The organism is Shinella sp. M27, from assembly GCF_049199905.1.
Taxonomy (GTDB): Bacteria; Pseudomonadota; Alphaproteobacteria; order Rhizobiales; family Rhizobiaceae; genus Shinella.
This window is the reverse complement of sequence record NZ_JBLZPK010000065.1, coordinates 40,325-51,947: the sequence shown is the minus strand read 5'-3', so window position 1 is coordinate 51,947 and position 11,623 is coordinate 40,325. Positions and strand designations below refer to the sequence as shown.

The window sequence follows — 11,623 nt, the reverse complement described above, 5'->3', positions numbered from 1 at the left end:
AACGGCAACAACCGTTTCTGCGGCAAATGCGGATCGCCGACCCGCGCGGAGATCGGCGGTTACCGCCGCGTCTGCGAGGCCTGCAACCACACCATCTTCCCGCGCACCGACCCGGTCGCCATCATGCTGGTCATCGATATCGAGCGGGACCTCTGCCTGCTCGGCCGCTCGCCGCACTTCCAGCCGGGCATGTATTCCTGCCTCGCCGGCTTCCTGGAGCCGGGCGAGACGATCGAGCACACTGTGCGCCGCGAGACGCTGGAGGAATCCGGCATCAAGGTCGGCCGCGTGCGCTATCACGCCTCACAGCCCTGGCCGATGCCGCATTCCCTGATGATCGGCTGCTATGCAGAAGCGATCTCCTTCGACATCCGCCGCGACGAGACGGAGCTGGAGGATTGCCGCTGGTTCACCCGCGCGGAAACGGCCGAGATGATCGAGCGCAGCGCCATGTCTGGCACCGCCCCCGGCACCACCACGCCACCACCGAAGGGCGCCATCGCGCACCGGCTGATGCGCGACTGGCTGGACTGGCAAATTTAAAAGGCGCTGCGCATCGGATGCGCCCGGTAGGTGCCGAGAATGCGCACCTTCTCCGAGAAGAACCGCAGTTCATCGAGCGCGCGGCGCACATGCGCGTCATCGGGGTGCCCCTCGATATCGGCATAGAACTGTGTTGCCGTGAAGGTGCCGCCGATCTGGTAGCTTTCGAGCTTCGTCATGTTAATGCCGTTGGTCGCGAAGCCGCCGAGCGCCTTGTAGAGCGCAGCCGGGATGTTGCGGACGTTGAAGATGAAAGTCGTGACGATGATCTCGTCCTCGACCCGCTCCGCGACGACGGGCTCACGCGACAGGACGACGAAGCGTGTGACGTTGCTTTCGGTGTCCTCGACATTTTCGGCGATGATCGACAGGCCGTAGAGATCGGCGGCAAGACGGGGCGCCAGCGCCGCCATCGAGCGGTCGCCGGTCTCCGAGACGAGCTTTGCCGCCCCTGCCGTATCGCCGGCGATAACAGGCTTCCAGCCGTTGAGGCGCACGATCTTGCGGCACTGGCCGAGCGCATGGATATGGCTGTGGACCGTGCGCACCTCGTCTTTGGTCACACCGGGCAGCACCATGAGCTGGAAGCGGATCGGCATGAAATATTCGCCGACGATATGCAGGCGCGATTCCGGCAGGAGATGGTGGATGTCGGCGACGCGGCCGGCGATCGTGTTCTCGATCGGGATCATCCCGAGATCGGCATCGCCGTTCTCGACGGCCAGCAACGCATCCTCGAAAGTCTGGCAGGGCAGCGGCTCCATGGTCGGAAACATGTCCCGGCTCGCCATATCGGAATTGGCGCCGAACTCGCCCTGGAAGGCGATGCGGTTGGTCTTCATGGTCATGGCAGGTCCGATCAGATGGGGTTGGCCGCGAGCATGGCGCGGGCCTTTTCGAGGTCGGCTTGAGTATCGACACCGAGCGGAACCGTGTCAACGATCTCCACGTCGATGCGCATGCCGGCTTCGAGCGCACGCAACTGCTCCAGCGATTCCCGCTTTTCCAGCGTCGACGGCTTCAGCGCGACGAAGGCTTCGAGCGCCTTGCGGCGGTAGGCGTAGAGCCCGATATGGTGATAGAGCGGGCCATTGCCGTGCGGCGCCGTCGCGCGCGTGAAATAGAGCGCGCGCAGCCGGTTTTCGGAAATCGGCGAGCCGACGACCTTCACGACGTTCGGGTTGGTCTTCTCGTGTTCGTCGCGGATTTCCGTCGTCAGCGTCGCGATATCGGTCGCGGCGTTTTCCAGCGGGCGAAGTGCTGCGCGGATCGTTTCCGGATCGATGGTCGGCAGGTCGCCCTGCACGTTAATGATGAGCTCGGCGCGGCCGTCCGGATCGCTCTTCATGAGCGCCTCATGGATACGGTCGGAGCCGGACTGGTGGTCGACGCGCGTCATGACGGCCTCGAAACCGGCCGCGACGACCGCGTCGAAGACGGTCTGGTCGTCGACGGCCACCACGACGCGCCCGACATCGGCGGCGGCGGCGCGGCGCGCAACCTGCACGATCATCGGCAGGCCCGCAATATCGGCCAGCGGCTTGCCCGGAAGCCGGGTCGAGGCCATGCGGGCCGGAATGAGCACGAGGGTCTTGTCAAATTTGGCGGAATTCATCGCAGGCCCTTCAAAACCCCCGGGAAAAGTGTCAAAAAGTCTCAGTGCGGGGGCTACAATCACTGTTGCAACGAAGCAGCAAAAGACATAGGTTCCGCGCGATTTCAAGACTGGCCGGTATCAGGTCCGCCGGTCGCTAGGGGAGCGTTTGGATGAACTCTTATGTGAACATGGGCGTGGGTGCCCTGCTCGGCACCGTTTTCGTGTTGATGTCCGTGTCGATCGCTTCTGAAGGCATTTTCCATTCGGGCCATCCCGAAAAGGAAGGTTTCGCGATCGTCGCCGCCGAAGGTGGCGAAGAGGGTGCAGCGGGCGGCGGTGAAGCCGCGGCCGGCACGCCGATCGCGACCCTGCTCGCCAGCGCCGATGCAACGGCCGGCGAAGCCGTCTTCAAGAAATGTGCGAGCTGTCACACCGGGGAGAAGGGCGGACCGAACAAGGTCGGCCCCAACCTCTTCGACGTCGTGAACCGTCCGATCGCCTCGCATGAAGGCTTCAGCTATTCCGCAGGCATGACCACCTTCTCCGAAGGCCACAAGATCGTCTGGGATTATGATCACCTGAACTTCTTCCTGGAAGCGCCGAAGAAGCACGTTCCCGGCACCGCCATGGGCTTTGCCGGCCTGAAGAAGGAAGACGAGCGCGCCAACCTGATCGCCTATCTGCGCACGCTCTCCGACAACCCGGCCGCTCTGCCGACACCGTCGGCCGAAGGCGCTGCCGCAACCGGCACGGATGGTGCGGCTCCCGCCGAAGGCGGCGCTGCTGCCACGACGGAGGGCGGTGCTGCCGCTACGACGACGGAAGCCAAGCCCGCCGAAGGCGGCGCTGCAACGACCACGACCGAGGGCGCAGCCCCGGCCGAAGGCACGACGCAGGGCACCACGACCGAACAGCCGGCCGCTCAGTAAGCAGGCCAAAGCCAGAACACTGAAAACCCGGCCTTCGTGCCGGGTTTTTTGTTGCCTGCCAATAAGGGTCAGTCTCGCTGTCGATAGGTTCAGCCTTGTTTGGGACTTCCATTTTCTTCCCTGGCCTCGCTCGCCTACCCCTCCTTCCGTCACCCTCGGCCTTGAGCCGAGGATCCATGCCACAAGCGAGGCGGTGCGGAGGTGTGGATTCTCGGCTCAAGGCCGAGGATGACAGAGGAAAGGATGTGGCTCCCTTCACCCCAAAAGCCAGGCCCAGAAGGACACCGTGAACACGCCGAGCGCCGTCGTGATTGTGATGGTCGAAGACGCCAGTCCGTGGCCGACGCCGAAATGGTTGGCGAGCAGCCAGGCGTTGACGCCCGTCGGCACGGAGGAGGTGAGTACCATGGCCGCCGTCCATTCCGGGCTGAGGCCGAGCAGGCGGCAGGCGATGTAGACGGAGCCTGGCAGCATCACCAGCTTGAGGCCGCTCATGGCAAGCGCAATGCCGGCATTGCCGCCGACCTTGTACTTGTTGAGCGCCATGCCGATCGAGACGAGGGCCGCCGGCGCAGCCATCGCGGCGATCTGGTCGACCACCACCTTGACCGGCCCGACGAGCGGGATGCCACCGATATGAAACACCGCACCGACGGCAAGCCCAATGACCAGCGGATTGCGCAACAGGCTTTTGCCAATGCCGAGAAGCAGCTTGGCGAAACTCTGCGGCTCCCGCGTGCCTTCCTTGCGCTCGGCCCGCTCCATCAGGATCGTGCCGGCGATCATCATGGTCGGCAGGTGCACGGAGAGCAGCACCGAGATCGCGACAAGACCGTCCTGCCCGACGACGCGCGCCACGAGCGGCAGGCCGATGAAGACAGTGTTGGCGAAGCCGGCGGAGACGCCGGCCAGCACGCCGATGCGCCGGTCGCGCTTGAAGACGATCGTCGCGATCAGATGCGCGACCGTCCAGGTGACGGCCACACCGCCGAAATAGGCGACCCAGATACGCCAGGGCGCTTCACCGGCAAATTCGGCCTCGGCGATGGTGCGGAAGAGCAGAAGCGGCACGGCGACGCGGAAGACGAATTCGCCGAGCCCCTCCCCCAGTTCCTCCCGGAGGTAGCCGGTGCGGACGAGCAGCCAGCCGATGAGAATAAGCGCGAAGACGGGAAGAACGTTGAGGGCGACGTCGGACATGATGATTCCGGGCGGGAAGCAGACGGCGACGCGCACCGTCTCAAGATAACGTCATGGGTAGAGCAATCGCCGGGAGGGGTCCAGCGCGATACGGCTGGAAAGCGCACAAATGAAAAAAGCGAGGGTTATCCCCCCGCTTCCTCATCCCGGCCTGGCCGGGGACGTGTTTCGCGCTGTGCCAGTACATCCGTGGTCACTGCGGTTCGAAACACGACTTTCGTGTCTGACGAGGGTTCTACCGACCCCCTGTTACAGGGGTATGACAGAAATCCGTCCGTCGATGAGATGAAGTCTGCGCCGATATGGTTAACAAAAGGTTAACGTGAAAGGTCCTCAAAAAAAATTCGCAATACCAGCGATTGAACCGGCGTCGCCAAACGTCTTTCCCCTGGTTCCATGCGCCATGCCCTTTCCATCCCTTGCGGCTCCCTGTCTTTCGATTGACAAGCCGGCCCGGGGTCCGGACAGTGGCGGCGGCAACGAGACGGCAGCGGTAGGAGGACTACATGTCTATGCGCGCATTCCTGGGTTTCTCGGCACTTGTTCTTTCCGCGATCGCCTCACCCCCTCTTTCCGCCCATGCCGAAGAGACGCGCTCGGTCGTGACGACCGAAAACAGCGACTATTTCGGCTTCGACCTGCGCACCGTGCAGGATGTGACGCTCGACCAGTGCAAGAGCGACTGCATCGACGACCTTTCCTGCCGTGCCTTCACCTATAATCCCAAGGTGAAATGGTGCTTCCTGAAGAGCGACTTCAACCAGCTCAACCATTTCCAGGGCGCGATCGCCGGCAAGATCCTCAAGGCCGACACGGCCGCCGATATCGGCGCGGCACCGGCCATGCCCTTCATCAGCGAATACATGCTGACCGACGCCCGCTCGTTCCGCGACAACCTCGCGCTTGCCGCCGACCAGGCCGGCCAGGGCGCAGAAAGCCTCGCCTCGCTCGGCCGCATCGAGACCGCGTCGAGCCGCTTCGACCAGGCGCTCGCCGCCTATCGCGGTGCGCTGTCGCTCGCACCGGACGATTATTTCCTCTGGATCGAGACGGCCGAGTCGATGGGCCGCGCCTATAACAACAGCTATCTCGCCGGACAGGGCGCACTTGCCGCGATAAATGCCTACCAGCTCTCGCGCACCACCGAGACGCGGGCGCGGGCGCTCGCCGTGCTGGGCGACACGCTCGACAAGTCGAGCAACTACCGCGCCGGCATCAATGCCTACAAGGCGAGCCTCGACCTGAAGGACGACGTCGCCGTCCGTTCGGCCTATCTCGGCCTGCGCGCCCGCCAGGGCTTCCGCATCGTCAACCACACGATCGATTCCGACAGCGCGACGCCGCGCGCCTGCGTGGAGTTCTCCGAGCCGCTGGTGAAGTCCGGCGCCGACTACGCCTCCTTCGTCACGCTCGATGGCGCGGCACCGAAGGCCATCGAGGCCAAGGACCGGCAGATCTGCGTCGAGGGCCTGACCCACGGCCAGCGCTACAAGATCACCTTCCGCGCCGGCCTGCCGTCCTCGGTCGACGAGCCGCTGGCCGCCGCCTCGGACCTCGATATCTACGTGCAGGACCGCGCCGCCATGGTGCGTTTCACGGGCGACGGCTTCGTGCTGCCGGGCAGCGTGCGCCGCGGCATCCCGATCGTTTCCGTCAACACCGACAGCGCAGATCTGAAGCTCTACCGCGTCGGCGACCGCGCCATTGCTGGCCTCCTCAACGAAAGCCGCTTCCTCACACAGCTCGACGGCTATTCCGCCAGCCGCATCGAAAGCGAGAACGGCGAGCTGGTCTGGGAAGGCAAGATCGAGATTTCGCCCGAGCTGAACAAGGACGTCGTCACCAGCTTCCCGGTCGACGAAGCACTGCCGCAGCGCAAGCCCGGCGTCTATGTGCTGACCGCCGCCGCCTCCAATGGCCGCAGCAACGAGTGGGACACCAAGGCGACGCAATGGTTCGTCGTCTCGGATGTCGGCCTCACCACCTATGCCGGTACGGACGGTCTCAACGTCTTCGCCCGCTCGCTCGATACGGCCGGCCCGCTTGACGGCGTCGAGCTGCAGCTGATCGCCAAGAACAACGAAGTGCTCGGCACGGCGACGACCGATGCGGATGGCCGCGCCACCTTCACCGCCGGCCTGATGCGCGGCACCGCCGCCAACACGCCCGCCGTCATCCTCGCCAGGAAGGGCGAAGGCGATTTCGTCTTCCTCGACATGACGCGTGCCGGCTTCGACCTTTCCGACCGCGGCGTCACCGGCCGCCCGGCACCGGGCGCCATCGACGTGCTGGCCTGGACCGAACGCGGCATCTACCGCGCCGGCGAGACGGTGCATGCCTCCGCACTCGCCCGCGACATCGAGGCGAATGCCGTCGAAAAACTGCCGCTGACCTTCGTCTTCAACCGGCCCGACGGCGTGGAAGACCGCCGCATGGTATCGGATGGCGCGGCGCTCGGTGGCCATACGATCGATCTGCCGCTGCAGGATAACAGCATGCGCGGCACCTGGACCATGCAGGTCTATACCGACCCGAAGGGCACGGCGATTGCCGAAAAGACCTTCCTCGTCGACGACTTCGTGCCCGACCGCATCGAATTCGACATGACGAGCGAGGCCAAGGAGGTCGAGACCGGTGTTGCCGCCCCCGTCTCCGTCGAGGGTCGCTATCTCTATGGCGCGCCGGGCGCGGGTCTGGAAATCGAGGGCGACGTCGCGCTGAAGCCGACCCATCAGGATCCCGCCTATCCGGACTATGTCTTCGGTCTTGCCGATGAAGAGGCGATCGAGGAAAGCCGCATTCCGCTCGAAGGCCTCGACGTGCTCGACGAGGACGGCAAGGCGACCTTCGACATCAATGTCGCCGATCTGCCGGCCACGACCCAGCGCCTCGAAGCGCTCGTGACGCTGCGTATGATGGAGGCCGGCGGCCGCGCCGTCGAGCGCAGCCTCACCTTGCCGGTCAAGTCGGAAGGCGCGATGATCGGCGTGAAGCCGGAATTCAAGGGCGACCTCTCGGAAAACACCGTCGCCAACTTCAACGTCATCACCGTCGGCGCCGATGGCAAGAAGCAGTCGATGCAGGGCCTGCCCTGGAAGCTGCTCGCCGTCGAGCGGAACTACCAATGGTATCGCGACGGCAGCTCGTGGCGCTATGAGCCGGTGCTCTCCACCTCGCAGGTCGCCAACGGCACGCTTGACGTCACCGCTGACGGCGGCAAGATTTCCGTGCCGGTGACCTGGGGCCGCTACCGCCTCGAGGTGGAAAGCCCGGAACCGGAAGGCCCGGCCACCAGCGTTGAATTCGACGCCGGCTGGTATGTCGCCGCCAGCTCGACGGAAACGCCGGATGCCCTGGAAATCTCGCTCGACAAGGAAAGCTATGCGGTTGGCGACACGGCCAAGCTGAAGATCTCGCCGCGCCATGCCGGTCAGGTTCTCGTCACCATCGGCGCAGAAAGCCTGATCGCCACCCAGACGGCCGCCATCGGCGCCGAGGGCGGCGAGATCGATATCCCCGTCACCAAGGAATGGGGCCCCGGCTCCTATGTGACCGCGACGCTCTTCCGCCCCGGCTCCGACCAGGAAAGCCGCATGCCGATGCGCGCCATCGGCATCACCTGGCTGAAGGTCGATCCCGCCGATCGCAAGCTGAACCTCTCGCTCGACCTGCCGGAAAAGACCCTGCCGCGCCAGCCGCTTGACATTTCGCTCAAGGTCGCGGGCGCCGGTGTTGGTGAAGAGGCTTACATCACGGTTGCCGCCGTCGATGTCGGCATCCTCAACCTCACCCGCTACGAAGCACCCGATCCGGCCACCTGGTACTTCGGCCAGCGCCGCCTCGGCATGGAAATCCGCGATCTCTACGGCCGTCTGATCGACGGCTCGCTCGGCACGACCGGGCGGCTGCGCACCGGTGGTGACGGCGGCGAAGGTGCCCTTCAGGGTGATCCGCCGAAGGAAAAGCTCGTCGCCTTCTTCGCCGGTCCCGTGAAGCTCGATGCCGACGGCAATGCCAAGGTCAGCTTTGATATCCCGCAGTTCAACGGCACCGCCCGCGTCATGGCCGTCGCCTGGACGAAGACCGGTGTCGGCAGCGCCTCGAAGGATGTCGTCATCCGCGATCCGGTCGTCGTGACCGCAAGCCTGCCGAAGTTCCTCGCTCCAGGAGACCGTTCGGACCTGCGCCTCGACATCGCCAACACGGATGCGCCGGCGGGTGACTACACGCTGGAGATCACCCACAATGCCTCCGTGATGGTCGAACAGACCGGTGCGAGCCAGACGGTGAAGCTCGAAGCCGGCGGCAAGACCGCGCTGACCCTGCCGCTGATCGGCGGCGAGATCGGCGATGGCGTCATCTCGCTCAAGCTCTCCAACGGCAGCGGCATGTCGCTCGAACAGGCGCTCAACGTGCCGGTGCGCCCGGCAGCCATGCCGATCACCACGCGCCGGCCGCTCGAAATCGCCGCCAATGGCAGCCTGACGATCGACGACCAGCTGCTCGCCGACAGCCAGTTGGCCGGTGCCTCCGTTAGCCTCAGCGTGTCGCGCGCGGCCGCCTTCGACATTCCGGCGCTGCTGATGTCTCTCGACCGCTACCCCTATGGCTGCACCGAGCAGACATCGAGCCGCGCCCTGCCGCTGCTTTACCTCAGTGAGCTTTCCAAGCAGTCCGGCCTGCCGGAAGACACGGAAACGCAGAAGCGCGTGCAGGATGCCATCTACCGCGTGCTGGCCAACCAGTCGTCCTCGGGTAGCTTCGGCCTGTGGTCGCCGGGTTACGGCGACCTCTGGCTCGATGCCTTCGTCACCGACTTCCTGACCCGCGCCCGCGAACAGAAGTTCGACGTGCCGGAACAGGCGATGCTGCAGGGGCTTTCGAACCTGCAGAACTCCATCTCCTATGACGTCAACGTCTCCACCCAGGGCAACGAGATCGCCTATGCGCTCTATGTTCTCGCCCGCAACCGCAAGGCCGCGATCAGCGACCTGCGCTACTATGCCGACACGAAGCTGTCGGAATTCTCCTCGCCGCTCGCCCGTGCGCATTTGGCCGCGGCCCTCGGCCTCTATGGCGATGCCCAGCGCGCGACGACCATCTTCGAAAATGCGCTCGGCCTCTCCAGAGACAGCGTTATGACCGCCAGCCTCGCCCGCACCGACTATGGTTCGTCGCTGCGTGACGGTGCGGCGATCCTGGCGCTCGCCGCCGAGGCACGGCCGGTTCCGGGCATCATTCCGGAGCTTTCCAAGCTCGTCGCCAAGCAGTGGGAGAACAAGCGCTGGACCAGCACGCAGGAACAGACCTGGATGCTGCTTGCCGCCCGTTCCGTGAAGGATGCCGACAAGGACCTGAAGCTTGAAATCAACGGGGCGGCCCGCGACGGCGGTTATGCCGCGCAGATGACGGGCAAATCCCTGCTGGAGAACCCGCTGACCATCGCCAACCGCACCAGCGAGCCGGTGTCCGCCGTGCTCACCACGGTCGCGGCACCCATCGATCCGCTGCCGGCCGGCGGAGACGGCTTTGCCATCGAGCGCACCTACTACACGCTCGACGGCGAGGAGGCGAATGTCACGGAGGCCCAGCAGAACGAGCGCTACGTCGTGGTGCTGAAGGTGACGGAGCACAACAACTGGGCTTCGCGCATCATCATCACCGACCTCCTGCCCGCCGGCTTCGAAATTGACAATCCGAGCCTCGTCGACAGCGCGAAGCTCGCCAATTTCGATTGGCTCGGCGAGACGGAAGCCGCGCATACGGAGTTCCGCTACGACCGCTTCGTCGCGGCCTTCAACCGCAGCGAAGGCGACAACCGCGACGTGACGCTCGCCTATGTCGTGCGCGCCGTGACCCCCGGCACCTATGACCTGCCGGCCGCCCAGGTGGAGGACATGTACCGTCCGCAATATTCCGCCCGCACGGCGACCGGCCGCATGCAGGTCGTCAAGGCCGAGTAAGGGGTTTGGCGATGGCGCTGTGGCGCAGACTTCTGATTGGGTCCCTTGGCGGGGCGACAGCGATTGCCGCCCTCGCCTTCGGGCTCGATTACGCCGACCGTGCCTTTCCGCCGCCGATTGCGATGGCGGAAACCGTCTCCAAGGAAGTGCTCGACCGCGACGGCCGCCTGCTGCGTGCCTTCGCGACACCAGAGGGACACTGGCGGCTGAAGACCACGGCCGCCGATGTCGATCCGCAATTCCTGCGCATGCTGGTGGCCTATGAGGACCGACGCTTCAACGAGCACGGCGGTATCGACCCCTGGGCGCTTCTGCGCGCCGCCGGCCAGTTCGTCGGCAATGGCCGCATCGTCTCGGGCGCCTCCACGCTCTCCATGCAGGTCGCCCGGCTGATCGAGCCGCGCGAAAGCCGCTCGATGCTTGCGAAGCTGCGCCAGATGGCCCGCGCCATCCAGCTCGAACGCCGGCTTTCCAAGGCTGAAATCCTCGATCTCTACCTGACGCTCGCCCCCTATGGCGGCAATCTGGAGGGCGTGCGGGCCGCAAGCCTTGCCTGGTTCGGCAAGGAGCCGAAGCGGCTCTCGGTCGCCGAAGCCGCCCTGCTCGTCGCCCTGCCGCAGCTTCCCGAAAAGCGCCGCCCGGACCGCCACCGCGACGTCGCCGAAAAGGCGCGCGAGCGCGTGCTGACCCGCCTTGCCGTCTCGGATGTCATCGGCGAGGGCGAGGCCGAGCGCGCCGGCCTTGAAGCCGTGCCGGACCGCCGCCGCCAGCTTCCCTCCTATGCCGCCCACCTTTCGGAACTGGCGCTGCGCAAGGACCCGAAGGCGATCAAGCACGAGACCTCGCTCGACCGCACGGTGCAGGACGGCCTTGAGACCGTCGCCCGCGAGGCGGCCGAACGGCTGGGTCCGAAAATCTCCATCGCCATGGTAATGGCCGATGCCCGCACCGGCGAAATCCTCGGCGAAGTCGGCTCGGCGGATTATTTCGACGGCAGCCGCGCCGGCTGGATCGACATGACGCGCATCCGCCGCTCGCCGGGTTCGGCGCTGAAGCCGTTCATCTACGGCCTTGCCTTCGAAGAGGGGCTGGTCGCGCAGGAAACCATCGTCGAGGATCGCCCCGCCGATTTCTCCGGCTACCGCCCGCGCAATTTCGACATGACCTATCAGGGCGATATCAGCGTGCGCAAGGCGCTGCAATTGTCGCTCAATGTGCCCGCCGTGCGCCTGCTCGAAGCCGTCGGCCCGACGCGCATGATGGTGCGCTTCCGCCGCGCCGAGGTGCGCCCCGAACTGCCGCCGGGCGAAACGCCGGGTCTCGCCATCGGGCTGGGCGGTCTCGGCATCACGCTGCGCGACCTGACTCAGCTTTATGCGGCGCTTGCCAAT

General features: G+C 65.3%; 7 protein-coding genes. 4 read left to right on the top strand and 3 right to left on the bottom strand.

Annotated features, from left to right (window positions below):
* The coding region (gene nudC / locus ACOZK4_RS24020; RefSeq protein ID WP_421594226.1) for an NAD(+) diphosphatase at positions 1 to 543 on the top strand (543 nt) is incomplete at its 5' end.
* Here nudC and ACOZK4_RS24015 read toward each other — a convergent pair.
* A complete protein-coding gene (locus ACOZK4_RS24015) occupies positions 540 to 1,391 on the bottom strand; it encodes a prephenate dehydratase (protein ID WP_421594224.1) in 852 nt (283 codons plus the stop codon). The genes nudC and ACOZK4_RS24015 overlap by 4 nt on opposite strands.
* 11 nt (positions 1,392 to 1,402) lie before the next feature.
* Entirely contained in the window at positions 1,403 to 2,158 is a 756-nt protein-coding gene (locus tag ACOZK4_RS24010; protein ID WP_421594223.1) for a 3-deoxy-manno-octulosonate cytidylyltransferase, read from the bottom strand.
* Positions 2,159 to 2,310: 152 nt separating this feature from the next.
* On the opposite strand from ACOZK4_RS24010, the gene ACOZK4_RS24005 reads away from it, so the two are divergent.
* Positions 2,311 to 3,069: a c-type cytochrome gene (locus ACOZK4_RS24005; RefSeq protein ID WP_421594222.1), complete on the top strand. Its 759-nt coding sequence runs from the start codon at positions 2,311 to 2,313 to the stop codon at positions 3,067 to 3,069.
* 255 nt (positions 3,070 to 3,324) lie between these two features.
* Here the strand turns inward: ACOZK4_RS24005 and ACOZK4_RS24000 are convergent, their stop codons facing one another.
* On the bottom strand, positions 3,325 to 4,269 hold the full coding sequence (locus tag ACOZK4_RS24000) for an AEC family transporter (RefSeq protein ID WP_421594221.1): 945 nt from the start codon (positions 4,267 to 4,269) through the stop codon (positions 3,325 to 3,327).
* 512 nt (positions 4,270 to 4,781) lie between these two features.
* Between ACOZK4_RS24000 and ACOZK4_RS23995 the strand changes: the two genes are divergently transcribed.
* Together ACOZK4_RS23995 and pbpC are read left to right on the top strand one after the other, a co-directional pair.
* The gene (locus ACOZK4_RS23995; protein WP_421594361.1) at positions 4,782 to 10,232 is read left to right on the top strand and encodes an MG2 domain-containing protein; all 5,451 of its coding nucleotides are present in this window, start codon (positions 4,782 to 4,784) and stop codon (positions 10,230 to 10,232) included.
* 11 nt (positions 10,233 to 10,243) lie between these two features.
* A partial coding sequence (gene pbpC / locus ACOZK4_RS23990) for a penicillin-binding protein 1C (protein ID WP_421594220.1) occupies positions 10,244 to 11,623 on the top strand: 1,380 nt, incomplete at its 3' end.